This is a genomic window from Streptomyces sp. NPDC054786, from assembly GCF_053611685.1.
The window spans coordinates 29,661-48,440 of the sequence record NZ_JBSHAW010000049.1; the positions used below are offsets into that span (position 1 = coordinate 29,661).

General features: G+C 71.2%; 22 protein-coding genes and 1 pseudogene. 10 read left to right on the plus strand and 13 right to left on the minus strand.

The window, feature by feature from the left end; translation table 11 throughout:
* Positions 1 to 128 precede the first annotated feature (128 nt).
* Positions 129 to 659, plus strand: coding sequence for an HAD domain-containing protein (locus ACWGI6_RS32380; protein ID WP_393906008.1), 531 nt, complete (start codon positions 129 to 131; stop codon positions 657 to 659).
* 51 nt (positions 660 to 710) lie between these two features.
* Positions 711 to 1,109 carry a VOC family protein gene (locus ACWGI6_RS32385; protein WP_453270814.1) on the plus strand — a complete coding sequence of 133 codons (399 nt, stop codon included), beginning with the start codon at positions 711 to 713 and terminating at the stop codon, positions 1,107 to 1,109.
* A 15-nt stretch (positions 1,110 to 1,124) separates the two neighbouring features.
* On the opposite strand, the gene ACWGI6_RS32390 is transcribed toward ACWGI6_RS32385, so the two are convergent.
* The 5 genes from ACWGI6_RS32390 to ACWGI6_RS32410 all read right to left on the minus strand — a co-directional run bounded on the left by ACWGI6_RS32390 (position 1,125) and on the right by ACWGI6_RS32410 (position 4,991).
* A complete protein-coding gene (locus ACWGI6_RS32390; protein WP_453270815.1) occupies positions 1,125 to 1,823 on the minus strand; it encodes an HAD family hydrolase in 699 nt (232 codons plus the stop codon).
* Positions 1,820 to 2,563, minus strand: coding sequence for a phosphatase PAP2 family protein (locus ACWGI6_RS32395; RefSeq protein WP_453270816.1), 744 nt, complete (start codon positions 2,561 to 2,563; stop codon positions 1,820 to 1,822). Before ACWGI6_RS32395 ends, ACWGI6_RS32390 begins: the two co-directional genes overlap by 4 nt.
* Before the next feature lie 96 nt (positions 2,564 to 2,659).
* Complete coding sequence (locus ACWGI6_RS32400; protein WP_453270817.1) at positions 2,660 to 3,595, minus strand: M56 family metallopeptidase; 936 nt, start codon at positions 3,593 to 3,595, stop codon at positions 2,660 to 2,662.
* A gap of 139 nt (positions 3,596 to 3,734) precedes the next feature.
* Positions 3,735 to 4,370: a DUF5134 domain-containing protein gene (locus ACWGI6_RS32405; protein WP_453270818.1), complete on the minus strand. Its 636-nt coding sequence runs from the start codon at positions 4,368 to 4,370 to the stop codon at positions 3,735 to 3,737.
* Between the two features lie 234 nt (positions 4,371 to 4,604).
* On the minus strand, positions 4,605 to 4,991 hold the full coding sequence (locus ACWGI6_RS32410; protein ID WP_393906002.1) for a VOC family protein: 387 nt from the start codon (positions 4,989 to 4,991) through the stop codon (positions 4,605 to 4,607).
* Between the two features lie 176 nt (positions 4,992 to 5,167).
* On the opposite strand from ACWGI6_RS32410, the gene ACWGI6_RS32415 reads away from it, so the two are divergent.
* Positions 5,168 to 5,719: a GNAT family N-acetyltransferase gene (locus ACWGI6_RS32415; RefSeq protein ID WP_453270819.1), complete on the plus strand. Its 552-nt coding sequence runs from the start codon at positions 5,168 to 5,170 to the stop codon at positions 5,717 to 5,719.
* Between the two features lie 300 nt (positions 5,720 to 6,019).
* Here the strand turns inward: ACWGI6_RS32415 and ACWGI6_RS32420 are convergent, their stop codons facing one another.
* The 4 genes from ACWGI6_RS32420 to ACWGI6_RS32435 form a co-directional block, all read right to left on the minus strand.
* Entirely contained in the window at positions 6,020 to 6,769 is a 750-nt protein-coding gene (locus ACWGI6_RS32420) for an SDR family NAD(P)-dependent oxidoreductase (RefSeq protein WP_453270820.1), read from the minus strand.
* Positions 6,766 to 7,389 carry a VC0807 family protein gene (locus tag ACWGI6_RS32425; protein WP_453270848.1) on the minus strand — a complete coding sequence of 208 codons (624 nt, stop codon included), beginning with the start codon at positions 7,387 to 7,389 and terminating at the stop codon, positions 6,766 to 6,768. Before ACWGI6_RS32425 ends, ACWGI6_RS32420 begins: the two co-directional genes overlap by 4 nt.
* Before the next feature lie 91 nt (positions 7,390 to 7,480).
* Entirely contained in the window at positions 7,481 to 8,101 is a 621-nt protein-coding gene (locus tag ACWGI6_RS32430) for a TetR/AcrR family transcriptional regulator (RefSeq protein ID WP_453270821.1), read from the minus strand.
* Positions 8,102 to 8,308: 207 nt separating this feature from the next.
* Positions 8,309 to 9,268, minus strand: coding sequence for a helix-turn-helix transcriptional regulator (locus tag ACWGI6_RS32435; RefSeq protein WP_453270822.1), 960 nt, complete (start codon positions 9,266 to 9,268; stop codon positions 8,309 to 8,311).
* Positions 9,269 to 9,392: 124 nt separating this feature from the next.
* Here ACWGI6_RS32435 and ACWGI6_RS32440 point away from each other — a divergent pair, with 124 nt between their 5' ends.
* Both ACWGI6_RS32440 and ACWGI6_RS32445 read left to right on the plus strand, forming a co-directional pair.
* The gene (locus ACWGI6_RS32440) at positions 9,393 to 9,911 is read left to right on the plus strand and encodes a DinB family protein (protein WP_453270849.1); all 519 of its coding nucleotides are present in this window, start codon (positions 9,393 to 9,395) and stop codon (positions 9,909 to 9,911) included.
* A gap of 44 nt (positions 9,912 to 9,955) precedes the next feature.
* Positions 9,956 to 10,090 (plus strand): annotated as a pseudogene (locus tag ACWGI6_RS32445) (VOC family protein); the annotation flags it as partial.
* Between the two features lie 75 nt (positions 10,091 to 10,165).
* Here ACWGI6_RS32445 and ACWGI6_RS32450 read toward each other — a convergent pair.
* From ACWGI6_RS32450 to ACWGI6_RS32465, 4 genes are all read right to left on the minus strand, one after another.
* Complete coding sequence (locus tag ACWGI6_RS32450) at positions 10,166 to 10,978, minus strand: amino acid ABC transporter ATP-binding protein (RefSeq protein WP_453270823.1); 813 nt, start codon at positions 10,976 to 10,978, stop codon at positions 10,166 to 10,168.
* Positions 10,975 to 11,877 (minus strand): amino acid ABC transporter permease, encoded by a 903-nt coding sequence (locus tag ACWGI6_RS32455; protein ID WP_453270824.1) that lies wholly within the window; start codon positions 11,875 to 11,877, stop codon positions 10,975 to 10,977. The genes ACWGI6_RS32450 and ACWGI6_RS32455 overlap by 4 nt, the downstream gene beginning before the upstream one ends.
* Positions 11,874 to 12,755: an ABC transporter substrate-binding protein gene (locus ACWGI6_RS32460; protein WP_453270825.1), complete on the minus strand. Its 882-nt coding sequence runs from the start codon at positions 12,753 to 12,755 to the stop codon at positions 11,874 to 11,876. The genes ACWGI6_RS32455 and ACWGI6_RS32460 overlap by 4 nt, the downstream gene beginning before the upstream one ends.
* 164 nt (positions 12,756 to 12,919) lie before the next feature.
* The gene (locus ACWGI6_RS32465) at positions 12,920 to 13,603 is read right to left on the minus strand and encodes a glycerophosphodiester phosphodiesterase (RefSeq protein WP_453270826.1); all 684 of its coding nucleotides are present in this window, start codon (positions 13,601 to 13,603) and stop codon (positions 12,920 to 12,922) included.
* 491 nt (positions 13,604 to 14,094) lie between these two features.
* Between ACWGI6_RS32465 and ACWGI6_RS32470 the strand changes: the two genes are divergently transcribed.
* From ACWGI6_RS32470 to ACWGI6_RS32490, 5 genes are all read left to right on the plus strand, one after another.
* Positions 14,095 to 15,492: a DUF6421 family protein gene (locus ACWGI6_RS32470; protein WP_453270827.1), complete on the plus strand. Its 1,398-nt coding sequence runs from the start codon at positions 14,095 to 14,097 to the stop codon at positions 15,490 to 15,492.
* The gene (locus ACWGI6_RS32475) at positions 15,489 to 16,313 is read left to right on the plus strand and encodes an SDR family NAD(P)-dependent oxidoreductase (RefSeq protein ID WP_453270828.1); all 825 of its coding nucleotides are present in this window, start codon (positions 15,489 to 15,491) and stop codon (positions 16,311 to 16,313) included. Before ACWGI6_RS32470 ends, ACWGI6_RS32475 begins: the two co-directional genes overlap by 4 nt.
* Entirely contained in the window at positions 16,292 to 17,380 is a 1,089-nt protein-coding gene (locus ACWGI6_RS32480; RefSeq protein ID WP_453270829.1) for a threonine aldolase family protein, read from the plus strand. The genes ACWGI6_RS32475 and ACWGI6_RS32480 overlap by 22 nt, the downstream gene beginning before the upstream one ends.
* A 77-nt stretch (positions 17,381 to 17,457) precedes the next feature.
* Complete coding sequence (locus tag ACWGI6_RS32485) at positions 17,458 to 18,036, plus strand: transglutaminase-like domain-containing protein (RefSeq protein WP_453270830.1); 579 nt, start codon at positions 17,458 to 17,460, stop codon at positions 18,034 to 18,036.
* A 12-nt stretch (positions 18,037 to 18,048) separates the two neighbouring features.
* Positions 18,049 to 18,774 (plus strand): B3/B4 domain-containing protein, encoded by a 726-nt coding sequence (locus tag ACWGI6_RS32490; protein WP_453270831.1) that lies wholly within the window; start codon positions 18,049 to 18,051, stop codon positions 18,772 to 18,774.
* Positions 18,775 to 18,780: the final 6 nt, after the last annotated feature.

Sequence of the window (18,780 nt, forward strand, 5' to 3'; positions counted from 1 at the left end):
CCGGCCGTGCCGGGGCTGGGCCGCCCCGGCACGGCGGCGGATGTGCGGCGACGGGCCGTGGGCGCAATTCTTCGATTTCCGCCGGTCGGAAGCGATTGCTCCGGCGCCGGGCGCGGCATCATGACGCCGTGGAACCCACCGTGCCTCTCCTCTTCCTCGACGTCGACGGCCCGCTCAACCCCTGGCGGGCGAAGCCGCAGCGACGCCCCGAGGGCTACACCACGCTGCGGATGCGGCCCACGGGCTGGGAGCCGCCGCGCCCAGCCCTGCGGGTATGGCTCAATCCCGCCCACGGCCCGCTCCTGCTGGGCCTGGGCTTCCGGATCGTCTGGGCGACGACATGGAAGACGGAGGCCAACACCTGGATCGCCCCCGTGCTGGGCCTGCCGGAGCTGCCCGCACTGGAGTGGCCGCGGATGCACCACCTCGATCCGGAGGGCGTGCACTGGAAGACCCGCCACCTCGTCGCCTCCGCGGCCGGCCGGCCGTTCGCCTGGGTGGACGACGAAATCGGCCCCCGGGACCACGCATGGATCGCCCGCCACCACCGGGGCCGGGCCCTCCCGCACCGCGTCGATCCGGCGAAGGGGCTGCTCCCGGAGGACTTCACGACGCTGCGGCAGTGGGCAGCAGGCCTGCTGGAGGGCGGAGCCCCGTGAAGGGGTAGCGTCGGCCTGCACGCTGACTGACGATCACTCACGGGGGTATCGATGGAGTTCGCCCAAGTCCGTCTGCTCGTCACGGACTTCCGCGGCTGTTACCGCTTCTACCGGCAGGTGCTGGGCCTCGACCCGCAGTTCGAGGCCCCGGACGGTCCGTACGCCAAGTTCAGCTTCGGCGGCGGCTCGGCCGGCCTCGCGCTGCAGGAGCGCGCACAGATGGCCGAGGTCCTCGGCGAGCTGGGGACGGCGCCGGACGGATACCGGTCCCTGGTCGTCCTGCGGGTCGATGACCTCGACGGCTGTTGTGCGGAGATCACCGGGCGGGGCGCCGTGCTCATCCACGGCCCGGCTCCGATGACGGACCGGATGCGGGTCGCCCACCTCAAGGACCCCGACGGGAACATCGTCGAGCTCCAGCAGTGGCTGGAGCTGCGCGAAGCGGTCTGACCCCGCCGTGGGTCCTCAGCGCACGAGGTCCAGTACCGGCCGCAGCCCGGCCGGGCGCCGGTCCACCGGCAGATGGTCCACCGGCATGAAGGAGCAGCCCAGCGCCGTGGCGCCGCCGTCCGCCGTGCGGTCGTCGCCCACCATCAGGACGGCCGTCGGGTCGAGCCCCAGCTCCCGGCAGCCGAGGGCGAAGAGCCGCGGATCCGGCTTCTGAAGGCCGTGCTCGTAGGACAGCACATAGCTGTCGACATAGCGGTCCAGGCCGTGGGCGCGCAGCACCGGCCGCAGATCCCAGCCGATGTTGCTCAGTACACCGATCCGGATGCCGCGCCGGTGCAGCTCCGCGAGCACCTCGGCGGCGTCGGGGTAGGGCTGCCAGGCCTCCGCCGTCCTGGAGCGGTCGTAGAGCGCCTCGTACAACTGCTGGTCGGGGAGCGGGACTTGGCGGCCGAGTCCGGTGTACAATGCGCGGTGGTGGCGGGCGTCGCGGTCGCGGATCTCCCAGAGGGCGGCCAGATCCGCGGGGATCTCGACGGGCGAGGAGCCGCCGGGCAGTGCGCCGGCCCGTTCCAGTGCGGCTGCCGAGCGGGCGAGTTCGGCATCGTCCATGACCGTGCCGGACGCGGCGACCGCCGCGCGCAGCCACGACTCGGCGGACTCGATGCGCAGCAGTGTTCCGGAGAAGTCGAACAGCACACCCTTGATCACCGTCATGACCGCCATCCTGCCCGCTGCGCGGCAGCGGGCCAATCCAGCCGGGACGCGCAGGCGCCGTACACCGCCGCCGACCCGGCCACCAGGGCCCCGCCCAGCAGCCAGCCCCCGATGACATCCGACAGCCAGTGCACGCCGAGGTAGAGCCGGGTGAAGCTGACACCGACCACCGAGACCACCACCACCGTCCCGGCCGTCCGGCGCCACAGGGGACGCGCCCCGACCAGCCGCAGCAGCCACAGGACCAGGGCCCCCGCGACCAGTACGGACAGCGCATGCCCGGAGGGGAACGCCGCGTAGTGCGCGGAGGCCACCGGATCCGGCCAGACGGGGCGGGCCCTGCCGACCAGCGCCTTCACCGCCTGCTGCAGCCCCGTACCGATGAGCGCGGTGGCCGCCACCCAGAGGGCGAGCCGGCGTTCACCACGACGTACGAGCAGCAAGACCGTCACCGCGAGCACCGCGCGCATCGTCCACGGGTCCCATACCCAGTCGGTGAGCACCCGGTTGAGCCGGGTCCAGCCGGGCGCGGCGACGGCCGTCCGGTGCAGTGTGCCGGCGAGGTCCGTGTCCAGGGACACCAAGGGGCCCCAGCGCACGACGACGAGGGTGAGCAGCAGACCGAAGAGGAGCGTGCACAGCAAGGCGCAGGAGAGGGAGGGGAGAAGAGGGGCTGATGCCCGGCGGCTGTCGTCGTCCACGGCGGATGTACGGGTGGTGGGGAGCGGCGTCGATGGCATGGGGCGATCCTCACCCACGACCGGTGTCCCGGGCGAGAGGCCGCGCCCCGGGGCCTGTCGGGTGGATCATGGCCGGGGCCGGCCGGAAGGCACGCCCTAGGCCAGTGCCCTCAGCCCCGGGATGAAGGTGACCAGCAGCGGCACGGCCGGCACCAGCGCCGCCACCGCCGTCATCCGGAGCCGGCGGCCGGGGGTGAAGCGGGGCGCGGGGGACAGCAGCCGGTCCACCCGCTGCGGAACCTCGGCGAGCTGCGCCGGGCAGGGGCCGAACACCCCGCGATCCTCGTTGAGTTCGACCAGGGCAAGGGCGATCGTCAGCCGGCCGAAGCGGCGCGAGGCCACATCGTCGGCGGCCAGTTCGACCAGCCGGTGCACCTGATCGCGGAACGCGGCGAAGACCGGGATCTGCGGAAAGCCGACGGCAAGCGCGGAGGCGCTGTACAGCAGGAGATCGTGCCGGGCCCGCGCATGGCCCTGCTCGTGTGCGATCAGCGCATCGAGCTGACGCCCCTTCAGGCGCCGCAACGCCGAGGTCGTGATGACCAGTTGCGGCGAGGTGTGCTGCAGCCACCAGGCCTCCGGGCGGTCACCCTCCAGGACGACCAGGCGCTCTCCGAGGGGCTCCTCGCCGGGCAACAGCGGTGCGCGACGCAGGAGTTCGGCCCGACGCTGCCGACGGCGGGCGCGCGCCGCCCGTACCTCGCGGGTCAGCGTGACGGCCGTCCAGGCGCCACCGCCCGCCAGGAACAGGGCCAGCACCCCGGCCCACGGCCCGTACCCCTTGAGCGCATACGCCTCGACGACCACCCGGGGGGCGAAGCCGAACACCGGGCTGCGGACGGTTTCCCAGGCGGCGGACGCGCTCAGCGACATCGCAAGCACACAGCACAGCAGAACACCGGCTACCACGCACTGCCACACCCACAGCGCGAGCACCGGTTCGCGGTCGGGCCAGTCGGAACGGGCCATCAGCCGTGGCGCCATTGCCGCGGCCAGCACGCCGAGAATCATCAGCGCGAGGGGGACCATCATGCCGTCAGCCTATGAGCGCACGACTACTCGTTGGTACGGCCGGGAGTCGGATGTGACGTATAGCACCCTCGTCACAGGTGTGAACCGCTGCCCCGGCGGGCCGACGGCGCGGACCCGTGCGGAAGCGCATCGCCGCAGCTCACAGCGCCAGCAGCATCGCCAGCATGCCGATACCCATCGCCACCCGGCAGGCCCGCAGCACGCCGGGCGGCCCGGCGTCCGACGGCTCGTCCGCCGCCGTCCCCTCCGTCACGGGGCCCGCCGCCCCTCCGCTCACCGGCACCAGCCGGATCCCGGCGGCGATCACGTACACCGTGTAGTAGGCGAGCAACAGGCCCGTCAGCAGCGGCACCCCGCCGGGCCCGGCGTGCTCCATCGCGTCCATCGAGCCCGTCGGCCCCACCGAACTCATCGAGCTCATCGAACCCGAGGGCCTCGCCGAGCCCGTCGGGTTCATGTGATCTGACGGCACGGCCATCGCGAGCGCCATGTACACCATGGCGAACGTGCCCACCGCGTGATGCAGATGCCGCCGCGCCAGCGCCCAGACGCCGGCCGTTCCGAAGGCCGCGGTGAACAGCCAGGGCGACCACTGAGGCGGAGTCACGGCGGACGCGGGCAGCGCCATCGCCGCCATGCCCAGAGCCATCAGCCCCTCGCCGCGGGCGTCCTCCCGGTGCGCGGCCGGGCAGGTACGCGCCCGGACGAGGCAGTACGTGGCGGCCGCGGCACACAGCAGTACCAGCAGCCAGCCGACCAACGGTGGTTCGTGCACGGCGCACCTCCCCGAGTACCGCCTGTCGCACGGATCGGGTGCAGAATGCCCGGCCGGGGCCCGGCACACGGGAGCGCACGGACGCACGGAGGGGGAGCGCGGGCGGTGCGCCGGAACCGCCGGACCGGCGGACGCGGCGTGGCCGGCCGCCGGGACCCGGCCGGTGCCGGGGACGCCCGAGGCGCGTCCCCCTTCGCCGGCCGGATCGCCGACGGCCGCGGGGCGGGAGGATCCTCAGGCCCGGTAGCGCAGCGGATGGTCCGCCGGAACCTCCGTCAGCACGATCCGATGGCCGTCCGGGTCGGCGATCCACATCTCGATGAGCCCCCACGGCTCCTGCACGGGCGGCCGCAGCACCTCCACCCCGTGTGCCAGCAGCTCCTCGTGCGCCGCTGCCGCGTCCGCCACCTGGAGCCACAGCTGGAGGGTGTCGGTGGCCGGAGCCGTGGCGCGGCCGGAGACTTCCAGGAAGCCGCCGCCGAGGAAGTAGACCGTGCCGCGCTCGGGTCCCGTACCGAATTCCCGGTAGATCTCCAGACCCAGCGCCGTGCCGTAGAAGGCCCGCGACCGCTCGGGGTCGGACGGCCGCAACAGCACCCTGCTGCTCAGTACGTGCACCATGCCAGGACCCTACGCCGGGGGCTCCCCGCCGCCGAAAGGCCACGACGGAGGCCCCTGACACAGGACCGTGCCGTAGAGGGTGCCGTATCCGTGACGCATGGCCCTGACAGGGCGTACATACCGCTTGTTAGCCTCCTTCCAGCCATTCGTCCGGCACCGAGAGGACTCCGCGCACCATGCCCACCAGCGAGCTGACCTTCCGTACCGCCCACGACGCCGATATCCCCGGGCTCGTGGAGCTCATCGAGTCGGCGTACCGGGGGGACGCGAGCCGGGCCGGCTGGACGACGGAGGCGGACCTGCTGGGCGGCCGGCGCACCGACCCGGACGGCGTCGCCGCCGTGGTCCGCAACGAGACCGGACGGCTGCTCATCGCCGAGCGGGACGGCACCATGATCGCCTGCTGCCAGCTCGAACACCGCGGGGACCATGCGTACTTCGGGATGTTCGCGGTGCGCCCGGAGCTCCAGGGCGGCGGCCTCGGCAAGGTGATCATCGCGGAGGCCGAGCGGACCGCCCAGGACCTCTGGGGCGCCCGCGAGATGCGGATGACCGTCATCCGGCAGCGCGCGGAGCTGATCGCCTGGTACGAGCGCCGTGGCTACCGGCGCACCGGGCAGTTCACCCCCTTCCCGTACGGCGATGAGCGGTTCGGCATTCCGCAGCGCGCCGACCTGGAGTTCGAGCTGCTGGTCAAGCCGCTCGCCCAGGCCGTGTCTTCACAGTGACGTCCGCACCGGTCAATGAGGGCGGAGATCTGCCGGTGGTGGCCCCGTAGCGGACGGCGAGCTTGTCGTACCTCGCGGCCACCGCGCGGTGTCGCTTGGTGACGCGGCGGGGCGGAACTCATCGGTCGTGTGGGCCGAACCCGCACCCGTGCCACCCATGGCGGGCTAAGGCTCAAGTTTCGAGGGCCGGGGAGACAGTCTCTTTCGGCTTTCGGCCCGGGCCCTGTCCGGGCGATCACGATGCCGGTGTTCAGGGCCGTAAGGCGGGCGAAGCCTGGTGAGGCGGTCCGGCCCGGGGATTCAGACCGTGCTGTCCTGGGCGTCGTGCCGTACGAGCGGGATGTCGGGGTGGTCAACCGGGGCGGCGGGCTGCCCGGCTTGTACGACCCAGGCTCGGCCGGTCCGGGGGTCGGCGAGGATGGCATCAATGCCTGCGGCAATCTCTTCCGGACGGGCGAGCCGGAGCTGGTGGGAACGCAGGGCCGTACGCAGTGACGCGATGGCGGGTGTGTCCACCAGCCCGGGGCATACGGCGTTGATCCGGATGCCGTCCTTGATGAGGACCGGCGCGGCTGAGCGCACCAGTCCGATGAGGGCGTGTTTACCGGCGGCGTAGAACACGTCGGATGAGGTCGTGAGGCCGGCGATGCTGGCGGTGACGACGATGTCCCCCGACTGCTGTTGCCGAAGGTGGGGCAGACAGGCGTGGATGCCGTAGACGACACCGTCGAGGTTGGTCCCCATGGTGGCCCGGTAGCGCTGCGGGGTGAAATCGCTCAGTCCGCACCGGCCGGCGATGCCTGCGTTGAGCACGACGATGTCCAGTCGGCCGTACTCCGCGACGGCCTGTGCCGCCGCTCGCTCGTTGTCCCGCACGACGGCAACGTCGGTCCGGACGAACAGCCCTCCGCATTCCCGGGCGAGGAGGCTGCCGCGAGCGGCATCGAGGTCGGCGATGACGACGTGGGCCCCTTGGGCAGCCAGGCGTCTTACGGTCGCCTCGCCGATTCCGCCCGCACCACCGGTGACCAGTGCGACGCGGCCGGTCATCGGGCCGGCTCCCCGGCAGAGACGGATGAGATCCGCACGCCGTCCCTGCGCAGCCCGTTACGGCGCAGGTAGGAGCGTCCGTAGTAGCGCTGAAAGAGCAGGATCACCGCGAGGGTGACGGCCAGCAGGGCGTCGTCAAGGGCCGGCACCTGGTCGATCGGCATGGTCATCGCCATCACGACCCGCAGGCCGGCGTCGAGCAGGCAGGCGATCCCCCAGAACGCACTGCAGACCCACAGCAGGCGACGGAACGGCGGGTGGCGGTCCCAACTCAGTTCCCAGTCCCGCTGCTTGGGTTCGTCCAGCACGACCCGGGCGGCTTCGTAGAGGAACGGTCGCCTGGAGAGCAGGGTGAGCAGCATCCAGACTCCGAGTGCGGCCATTCCCCAGCCGTTGCGGATGAGCAGCATGCGCGGGCTGCCGGTGACGAACGACATGGCGACCGTCAGGGCCATGGTGCCGAGCATGAAGAGCTGCACCCCGCCGATCCGTCGCCGGGTGACGACGCCGTGCACCGCCTCGACCGCGGGGATGGCGGCGCCGGCCAGCAGCGCGAGGAACTGGTTCACCCCCAGCCAGCGCAGACCGTAGAACAAGGCCAGCGGGGCGACCACGTCCATCAGCAGCACACGGCTGAACCTTCCGCGGGCCTGCGCGGGATGTTGTTCACCCAAACTCTCTGTCACTTCGGAACCCTCCTGGGAGTGGGACTCAGCACGACCGGGTGGCGTGCGCGAACGTGGCGACGAGCTCGCGGGTGTAGGCGTCGAAATCCAGACCTGGTGCACCGCGCAGCCGCTGCGCGGCGGCGTCGATCGCACCGCGGATGATCACTGCCATCGACCGGATGTCGAAGTCGCGGAACTCGCCGCTGCGTTGCCCCTCGGCCAGCAGCGCCTCCAGTCCCCGCACACCCGGCTCCTGTGCGCTCTGCGACGTGTACGGCTGACCGCTCTCGTCGCGCACATGAGGGCCGATTTCGGTGAGCGCCAGCACTTCCTGCGGGTGCTCGCGCAGGAACTGCAGGTTGGCCTCCAGATAGGCGCGCAGCTTGCCGGCCGTGGTGTCCTCCTCCTGCATGCGGGCAACGATGAACCGGGCTCCGGCCTCGAACACCTCCTTCACGATCTGGTGGATCAGGTCGTCCTTGTCGGTGAAGTGGTACGAGATCATCCGCGGGCTGCGCAGCCCGGCTCGTTCGGTGATCCGCGCGAACGAGGCCTTGGCGTAGCCGAGTTCGGCAATCGTGTCGATCGCCGCCTGCACGATCTGCGCTCGCCGCGCGGCATTGGTGAACGTCCGCTCCATGACCCCGCCCTGGTTTTTATCCATCCGAATCAAAGTTACCTTACATGAATCAATCTGAGTGCTCGCGGTCTCCGGGGACAGCCGAGTCCGTCCCGTTCGGTCGCCCGAGCGCCCGGCCGGGTCAAAGGACCGACGGCCGGGCCGTCCGTCTCGGCAAGGGCTCGCTCGGTGGGGTATCGGTGCCGGCCCGCGACGCCCGGCACGGTGCCGGGCAAGGGCTGACGGGGTCCGTCAGCCGGCCCCGGCCATCGCCGCGAGGCGGCGGGCGAGCAGGGCGGCGGCCTCCCGCAGTTCCGGGGGCTCCAGCACCTCCGCCTCGAAGCCCAGCCGGGCCACGTGCGCGGCGAGCCAGTCCAGGTCCTCCCCGCCGACGACGAGCACGCACCACCCGTCGCGATCGTCCTCGACGCGCCCCACCTGGGGCGGCACCAGCTCCCGTACGCGGTCGGGCCGGGCGTGCAACCGCACCCGGGCGAGATACCGGTAGGGCGCCTCGGCCACGGACCGTTGCACGTAGGCGACCGGGTCCGGATGCTCCCTCGCCCGGAAGCGCCAGGTCGTCGCCACCACTTCGCGCATCCGGTCCAGCCGGAAGGTGCGCCAGTCGTCGCGGTCGATGTCCCGGGCCATCAGATACCAGCGGCGGCCGGTGGTGACCATCCGCACCGGCTCGACCGTGCGCTCGCGCTCTCCGCCGTCGCGGCCGGCGTACCGGAACCGCACCCGCACGGCGTCGCGACAGGCCCGCGCGAGTGTCACCAGCACCTCCGCATCGATCTCGACCCCGGGGCCGACGAGAGTCTCGGTGGCGCCGTGCACCGCCCGAACCTCGGCGCGCAGCCGGGGCGGCATCACCTGGTCGAGCTTCGCGAGCGCCCGCAGTGCCGCCTCGCCCGCCCCGGCGACCGTGCCCCCCGATGCCAGCAGCAGGGAAACCGCTGTCGCGATCGCCTCCTCGTCGTCGAGGAGCAGTGGCGGCAGCCGGGTGCCCGCGCCGAGCTGGTAGCCGCCGCCGACGCCCGCCGTCGCGTGCACGGGGTAGCCGACCGCGCGCAGCCGCTCCACGTCGCGGCGCACCGAGCGGTCGGTGACCCCCAGCTCGGCGGCGAGCTCGGCGGCGGTCCAGGACGGCCGCCGCTGCAGCAGCGCCAGCAGTCGCAGCACCCGCTCGGTCGTCGCCTCGACGGTCACCCGCTCATCGTTCCACAGAACACGGAACGATCCTGTCCGCTATATGCGGAAGGCTGGGACCATGACCGACCAGACCTGGAACCCCCTGCTCCGAGACCAGCTCGCCTGGCACTAGAACCACCAGCTGCGCGATCGCCTCGACGGACTCACCGATGACGAGTACTTCTGGGAGCCGGTGCCCGGCTGCTGGAACGTGCGCCCGCGCGGCACCGGCACCGCACCGATGCAGGCCGGGTCCGGCGCGATGACCATCGACTTCGCGATGCCGGAGCCCGACCCGCCACCGTTCACGACGATCGCCTGGCGGCTCGGGCACGTGATCGTCGGCGTGCTCGCGATGCGCAACGCCTCGCACTTCGGTCGCACACCCACCGACTACGGGTCGTTCGAGTACGCCGCGACCGCGGACGGGGCGCTGGCCCAGCTCGACGCGGAGTACGCCACGTGGCTGGCCGGGGTCGAGTCCCTCGGCGAATCCGATCTCGCGCGCCCGTGCGGGGAGGCGGAGGGCCCGTACGCCGGGCATCCTCTGGCAACGCTGGTGCTGCACATCAACCGCGAGCTGATCCATCATCTGGCCGAGGTGTGCCTGCTCCGCGACCTCCATCTGCACACCCACCGGACCCGGCGGGAGGCGAGCTGAGATGGCCCGCGACGTCCAGATCACTTTCGACTGCGCCGACCCCGGCCCCGGAGGCGGAGGCCGAGCGGCTCGCCTCCCACGGCGCCACCCGGCTCAGACGCTACGAGCCCGCTCCGCCGCTCGGCGCCGGTCACCTCGTGATGGCCGACCCCGAGGGCAATGAGTTCTGCCTCGACTGATCGGCCGCACGGCGGGGGCGGCGACATCGGCGCGGTCCGGACCGAGATTCCCGGATCAGGGCGCGCGGCCTGCGCTCAGAGTCGTCCGGCCTGGATGATCCGCTGCAGGAACCGCCGGGTGCGGTCGTGCTGCGGATCGCCGAAGACCTGCTCGGGTGTGCCGCGCTCCAGCACCACCCCGCCGTCCAGGAAGCACACCTGGTCGGCGACCTCCCGCGCGAAGCCCATCTCATGGGTGGCGATGACCATCGTCATGCCCTCCTCCTTGAGATCGCGGACCACGCCGAGCACCTCACCGACCAGCTCGGGGTCGAGCGCCGCGGTGATCTCGTCGAGCAGCAGCAGCCGGGGCCGTCCGGCCAGCGCGCGGACGATCGCGACCCGCTGCTGCTGGCCGCCGCTGAGCCGGTCCGGGTACTCCCCGGCCCGCCCGCCGAGCCCGAGCCGCTCCAGCAGCTCGTGGGCCCGCGCCTCCGCCTCGGCGCGCGGCACCCCGTGCACCCGGCGGGGCGCCAGCGTGATGTTGTCCAGCACGGTCATGTGCGGGAAGAGGTTGTAGGCCTGGAAGACCACACCGATCCGGCGGCGCACCGCGTCCACGTCGGCCCGCGGATCGGTGATCTCCGCACCGTCCAGGAAGATCGCGCCGTCGTCGATCTCCTCCAGCAGATTCGCGCAGCGCAGCAGCGTGGACTTGCCCGACCCCGACGCGCCGATCAGCGTCGTCACGGTGTGCGGCGGGACCGCCAGATCCACCTCCCGCAGGACGACCGTGCCGCGGCCGTACGTCTTGCGTACGGACTCCAGCCGCAGCACCGGGCCGCCGCCGGGCGCCGCCTCCCCGGCCGTCTCGTCGGCCGGGCGCGGGGTGTCGTCCGTCGTGCTCATACGAGTCCTCCCTGGGCGCGCCTGCGGTCCATGCGGGCCGTGACCCAGTCCGTGCACCGCGTCATGGGGATCGTCAGCGCCACGAACACGAGCCCGGCCACGACGTACGGCGTGAAGTTGAAGTCCTTGCCGGCCATGATCTGCGCCGCGTAGACCGCGTCCACCGCACCCGCGATGGACACCAAGCCGGTGTCCTTCTGCAGCGAGACCAGATCGTTCAGCAGCGGCGGCACGACCCGCCGCACCGCCTGCGGCAGCACCACGAAGCGCAGCGCCTGTCCGCTGGTCAGGCCCAGCGACCGGGCCGCGGCCCGCTGTGAGGGGTGCACCGATTCGATGCCCGCCCGGAAGACCTCGGCCACATACGCCGCATACGTCAGCACCAGCGCCGAGCCGCCGAGCAGCACGGGATCGGTGGTCACGCCCTGCAGCCGCAGCGCCGGTACCCCGAAGACCACCATCAGCAGACAGATGATCAGCGGCAGTCCGCGGAAGAAGTCGGTGTACGCGGTGGCCAGGGCGCGCAGCGGAAAGAACACCGGGCCGCGCAGCGTCCGGGCCACCGCCAGCAGCAGCCCGAGCACCAGCACCGCCGCCCCGCACACCACCAGCAGCCGCAGATTCAGCAGCAGCCCCTCCAGCACCTTCGGCAGCGCCTTGCGGGCGTATTCGGCGCTGAAGAACGTCTCTTGGGTGCGCGGCCAGCCGGGGGAGCGGGTGATGACGAGGTAGAGGACGACGGCGGTGACCAGGGTGCTCAGCGCGGCGACGGCGGTGGCGCGCCGGGCCCTGGCCCGCCGGAAACGCTCCCGCTCGATCCGTCGCGGCGAGGGCACATATCCGCCGTCGGCCCCGTTCTGTGCCGCACGGGTCTTCAACTTGCTTTCTTCGTAGGTCACTTGAGCACCGGGACGGACACGGCGTCGGTCAGCCACTTCTTCTCCAGCGCGGCGAGGGTGCCGTTCTTGCGCAACGCGTCCACCGCGGCCGTCACACACCCGGTGATCCGGCTCTCCTTGTCCAGGACCAGACCGAACTGCTCCTCGGCGGCGCCGGTGGCCGCGAACTGCCCGACCACCTCGGCGTCCTTCACCTCCGCCGAGGTGATGTAGAAGGCCGTCGGCAGATCGGTGAGGATCGCGTCGACCTGACCGTTCTTCAGCGCGGACTTGGCGAAGTCGTTCTTCTGGAAGACGGCAGGGGGCCGGACCGGCCGGACGGTGTCATTGACGACATCCAGGCTGGTGCTGCCGACCTGCGCCCCGAGCTTGACCTTCCGCAGGTCGGCGATGCTCTTCGCCTGCGCGGCCCGGGAGCCCTTGAGCGCGACGACCGCCTGGCGCACGTCGTAGTAGCCGGAGGAGAAGGCGACGGCCCGCTTGCGTGCGGCGCTGATGGAGATCTGGTTGATATCGAAGTCGAACTTCTTCTCGCCGGGCGCGAAGGCGTTGTTGAACGGCACGGTCTGCCAGCGCACCGCGCCCTTGTCGTAGCCCAGTTGCCGGGCGACGGCGTAGGCGACGGCCGATTCGAAACCCTTGCCGCCGGCCGGGTCGTCGTCGTGGAACCAGGGTGCGTAGGCGGGCCGGTCGGTGCCGACCGTGAGCCTGCCGTCCGCCACGGTGGTCAGTTTGCCGCGGTCACAGCTCTGTTCGCCCGCCCCGGTGGCCCGCGGACCACCGGGGGACTCGTCCTGCGGGGCACAGCCGACGGCCGCGGCGAGCAGCGCGACGGTGGCGCAAGCGGCAAGGCGGAGGGGGCGGTTGGCGAGGCGCATGGCGGGAGAGTGGCAGCGCGCGAGGCCTTCTGTCGAGATCACCGGGGGAAACGTCCGCATGGTGGAAGCACATTGCACCGCTGTGAACTGCGTATTTCCCGGTTGCCCGGGGCGGGCCCCAAGGGTTGGCACGCCCCACCCGGCTCATCTCGTCACCCGCCGCCTCACGCCGTGAAGCGGACCGCCCGCCGGATCTCCGGCTGGTCGGTCACCACACCGTCCAGACCGAGCCCGCGCGCGAGGCGCAGCTGATCGTGGGTGTTGACCGTCCAGCCCACGACCTTCAGATGCGCGGCATGCGCCCGCTCGACCAGTTCCAGGGTGAGCCGTCGGATGTTCAGCGAGAGCATCGTCGCGCCGACGGCCTGCGCACGGTCGACGACGTCCGCGCCGTAACGGCTGCCGACCAGTGCGGTCCGTACGCCGGGCAGCAGGGTTCGGATCGCGGCCAGCGCCTCGTCATGGAAGGAGATCACATCGACCCGGCCGGTCAGATCGCGCGACCGCATCACCTCGGCCAGCGCCTGGGCGGCCGCCACGTCCTTGATCTCGGCCTGCAGCGGCGCCGTGACCGCCTCCACGACCTCCTCGAAGACGGGGATCCGCTCGCCCCGGCCGGCATCGAGCTCGCGGAGCTCGGCGAGGGTGCGCTCGGCGATCGGACCGGCGCCGTCGGTGGTCCGGTCCACATCCGCGTCGTGCATCACCACGAGCGCGCCGTCCTTGCTCAGATGCAGATCCAGTTCGATGACGTCGAGGCCTTCGTGCTCGGCGCGCACGAAGGACCGCAGGGTGTTCTCCGGCTCCACGCCCATGATCCCGCGGTGTCCGATGGTGAGAAAGGACAAGGCTGCCTCGCTTCTGTCGGCTCGGTGCTGTTGTCGGCTCTGTACAAGTGACGGCCGTCGACTGTCGGCAACGGCGCTACGAAATGGCGCACAGCCTAACGGGACCGACCGGCGGAAAAAGGGCTGCCGGACGGGACGGCGGTGTGTCCAGTACGGGTACCCGCCATATCCGGCTTCAGACCGCCTCACCCTCGCGTGGGCGAGTCCTTGCCGCGCTGACGGTGTGCCGCAGCGAGCCGGTACCGGCCCGACCCCCTGCCGGTATGGCATATGCCACACCGGCAGGGGGTTGCCCGGGCCCCGCCGGCCCGGAGGAACCGCGGAAACCCTTGGTACTACTGGCAGGAAGTGTTGCCCAAGCCGCTACTGACAGGAAAAATATGCGTGAGCGCGGGGTATCGGCAGAATAATTTTCAGCGACCGCACTTGAGCGGGAGATCCCCGGCTGGTTACCGTGGCCTGACAGCACGATCTATCGCCGGAGGGCAGTCATGACGGAAATTCTTTCGCCTGTGGGTGTCCGGGAGGCCACCACGACCGCAGAGCGTGTGGTCGAGCACCCGGCGTGGCCCGTACTCAAGGGCGCGGTCGAGGCCATCCGCCCCTGGCAGTCCAAGGACGGTTCCATAGACCTGGAGGCGGAGGGCGCGCCCACCGCCGATGCGGTCCGCGCGGAGGTCGACCGGATGGCGGCGGCCGTCGGGGAGCTCGCCCCGTTGCTGCCGCACGACGCCGCCTACCACCAGGCGGTCGTCGCCGACCTGCGACGCTGGACCGACGGCGGCTTCGGTGTGCCGGACTTCCTGGACTCCCTGCTCGCCTTCGAGCCCGCCCGGCAGCGCGCCGACGGCCTCCAGCACCTTGTGCTGTTCCCCATGTACACCCAGAACGGCAACCCGAACCGCAACTTCGAGGCCGTCGTCCTGCGGATGGTCTGGCCGGACTGGCTCGCCGAGCTGGAACGCACCCGCTACGACAACGCGCTCTTCTGCGGCATCACCTTCGAGGACTTCACGGCCGGCTACGACACCAACTCCGCCGTGCTCTTCCCGGAGACCATCGCGGTGCGCGAGGCCCCCGACCGCTTCAGCTGGGGCGGCATCTTCTGCGACCGCGAGGCCGCCCGCTTCCGCCGGGTCAGCGAGGCCGCCATCGAGACGCTCGGCGTCGAACTCCCCGCGGACGTCCGCGAGATGCTCGCCGACCAGGAGCGCTGCCAGGAGGCGTTCGTCCTGTGGGACATGGTGCACGACCGCACCCACAGCCACGGTGACCTGCCGTTCGACCCGTTCATGATCAAGCAGCGCCAGCCGTTCTGGATGTACGGCCTGGAGGAGCTGCGCTGCGACCTCACCGCCTTCAAGGAGGCCGTGAAGCTGGAGGCCGAGGGGTACTCCCAGGCCCGCGATGTGCAGTTCGCCGTGATCTTCGACCGGATGTTCCGGTTCCCCGTCACCGGCGACCGGGTCCGCAACTACGACGGCCTGGGCGGACAGCTGCTTTTCGCGTACCTCCACAAGCACGACGTCGTACGCTGGACGGACAACACACTGCACATCGACTGGGAGCGGGCGCCCAAGGTCACCAACCAGCTGTGCGGCGAGATCGAAAAGCTCTACCGCGACGGCATCGACCGGCCCAAGCTGGTCCACTGGTTCGCCGCGTACGACCTCGTCTCGACCTACCTCGCACCGCACCCGGGTTCGGTCTGGGCCAAGGGACCCGACGCCCTCGACCTCGACCAGCCGCCGCGCAAACTCGTGGACGACGTGCTCCCCGACGAGTTCCCGCTGAGCATGTTCTACGAGGCGCTCGCCAAGAAGCTGCGCACTGTGATCGCATCCACCAAGGGCATCACGGCCCACAGCGATGAATTGGCGGCGGCATGAAGACCGACCGGAACACCCGGCGGGCGGCCGTCCAGGAGCAGGACGAGGAGGCGACGGAGATGGTTACTTCGACGGGCGGCCAGGGGCCGCTGGAGGGTGCGGTCATCGCGGTGGCGGGTGCGGCCGGGCCGGCCGGCCGCGCGACCCTGCTGCGACTGGCCGAAGCGGGTGCAGTCGTCGTCGGCTCGGACTCCAACCCCGAGCGGCTGGCGGAGGCCGTGGACGCGGCCCGCTACGCCCACGGCGGCGCCACGGTGATAGGGGACACCGTGGACCTCCTCGACCTCGACCAGACCCGTGAATGGGCGGCCCGTACGGAGAAGGAGTTCGGCCGGATCGACGGCCTGGTGCACCTCGTCGGCGGCTGGCGCGGCTCCTCGACCTTCGCGGAGACCGACCTGGCCGACTGGAACCTGTTGCACAAGCTGCTGGTCCGCACCGTCCAGCACACCTCCCTCGCCTTCCACGAAGCGCTCGAACGCAGCGGCAACGGCCGCTTCCTCCTCACCAGCGCGGCCGGCGCCAGCAAGCCCACCGGGGGCAACGCCGCCTACGCCGCCTCCAAGGCCGCTGCCGAGGCCTGGACGCTCGCCATGGCGGACGGTTTCCGCAAGTCGGGGGGTGAGCAGGGACCGCGCGCCGCGGCTGCCATCCTGATCGTGAAGGCGCTCGTCAACGACCAGATGCGTGCCGAGCGACCGAACGCCAAGTTCGCGGGCTTCACGGATGTCACGGAGCTGGCCGAGGCCATCGCCGGGGTCTGGAGCCGGCCCGCCCAGGAAGTGAATGGACAGCGTCTGTGGCTGACCCCCGAGCCGTGACCGGAGCGAAGACCGACGCCCGGCAGCACCACGATCCCGAGATACGCGGCTTCGCCAGCGACAACTACGCGGGCGCCCACCCCGAGGTGCTCGCGGCGCTCGCCCTCGCCAACGGCGGCCATCAGGTCGCCTACGGCGAGGACGACTACACCGCACACCTCCAGCGCGTCTTCCGCAGCCACTTCGGGCAGCGCGCCGAGGCGTTCCCGGTGTTCAACGGCACCGGCGCCAATGTCGTCGCCCTGCAGGCCGTGACCGACCGCTGGGGTGCGGTGATCGCTGCCGAGTCCGCGCACATCCATGTGGACGAGTGCGGGGCGCCCGAGCGGATCGGCGGGCTCAAGCTGCTGACCGTGCCCACCGAGGACGGCAAGCTCACCCCTGAGCTGATCGACCGCCAGGCGTACGGCTGGGACGACGAGCACCGTGCCATGCCGCAGGTCGTCTCGATCACCCAGAGCACGGAGCTCGGCACGGTCTACACGCCCGAAGAGATCCGGGCGATCTGCGAACACGCTCATGAGCGCAACATGGTGGTGCACCTCGACGGCTCGCGGATAGCCAACGCCGCGGCGACGCTCGATGTCCCGATGCGGGCCTTCACCAACGCGGTGGGCGTCGACATCCTCTCCTTCGGCGGCACGAAGAACGGTGCGGTCTTCGGCGAGGCCGTGGTCGTGCTCAACCCCGACCGGGTGCGCGCGATGAAGCATCTGCGCAAGCTGTCCATGCAGCTGGCCTCCAAGATGCGCTTCGTCTCCGTCCAGTTGGAGGCGCTGCTCGCCAAGGACCTGTGGCTGCGCAACGCCCGCCATGCCAACACCATGGCGCAGCGGCTGGCGGCCGGGGTACGGGAGATCGCCGGGGTGGAGATCCTCTACCCCGTGCAGGCCAACGGTGTGTTCGCCCGCCTTCCGCACGACGTCAGCGAGCGGCTGCAGAAGCGCTACCGCTTCTACTTCTGGGACGAGTCGGACGGTGTGGTGCGCTGGATGTGTGCGTTCGACACCGCCGAGGAGGACGTCGACGGCTTCCTCGCCGCACTCCGCGAGGAGATCGGCCGCTAGCTCCACGCCTGCATAGCTATGCGCTCGGCCGAAAAGTCATTGACTTGCGGCCGGGCGCATCGCTACGCTCCCCGGGTATGGAGCTGATCCAGAACGCCCCGGAGATCTCCGCCTACTTGGCGGCCGACGAGGTCATCGACCACGAGCATCCACGCGTCCGGGCCATCGCGACCACCCTCGCCGTTGATGCCCCCGATGCATATGCATACGCCAAGGCCGCCTTCGAATTCATCCGCGACGCCATCCCGCACAGCGCGGACGCCGAGGACCCGCGGGTCACCTGGCGCGCCTCGGACGTGCTCGCGCAGCGCACCGGCATCTGCTACGCCAAGGCGCACGCACTCGTGGCCCTGCTGCGCGCGGAGGGCATCCCCGCCGGGCTGTGCTACCAGAGGCTCGACACCGTCCACGGGCTGATCGCCGTCAAGCTGCCGGGCGAGGACCGCTGGGCACGGCAGGATCCACGGGGCAACAAGCCGGGCGTCGACGCACAGTTCCGCCTCGACCGCGAACAACTCGCCTTCACGGTGCGACCTGAGTGCAACGAACTGGACCTGCCGGTGCTGTTTGCTGAACCACACCCGGCCGTGCTCCAATGCCTCCAGAAGGCCGTCGACCGGCCTCACCTCTGGCAGATGCTCCCCACCGATCTCTGAGGAACGGCTCCGATGCCCAGCTCTTCGCACGTCTCCGGCACGACCTGTGGCCTGTATGTCTCCGACGAGGTGCGCGCCCTGGCGCCCGGCTTCGGCTACCTCGCCGTGGAGGCCCACGGCCTGACCAACGGGCCCAGCGACGAGGCCGGCGCGGCGCTCCTGGACGAGGCCACCCGCCGCCTCACCGAGCGTCTGGACGGACGTGCCCCGCAGGACGATCCGCACCTCGCCGCCTGGCGCGCCGCGTACACCGCATTCGGCAGCAAGCCGTCGCGCACCCGCAACTCCGCCGAGGCGCTGGCCAGGCGGGCGCTCGCGGACGGCGGACTGCCGCGCATCAACCGCCTCGTCGACCTCTACAACGCCCTCAGCGTCGCCCACCTCATCCCCGTGGGCGGCGAGGACCTGGACCGTATCCAGGGCGGAATGCGGCTCGTACGGGCCACCGGCGACGAACCGTTCGTGACCGCGGCCGGCGGCGCCGAAATCATCGAGCACCCCGACGCGGGCGAGGTGATCTGGTGTGACGACGAGGGCGTCACCTGCCGCCGCTGGAACTGGCGGCAGGGGGTGCGCACCCGCCTCACCGAGGAATCGGTCAGCGCCCTCTTCCTGCTGGAGCGGATGGCTCCCATGACGCTCGACGAGCTGAGCGCCGCGGGCGCCGAGCTGGCCGAGGCGCTGCACAAGGCCTGCCCGGACGCCCGCATCGAGATCGGCGACATCTGGGCCCCGTGAGCGGGG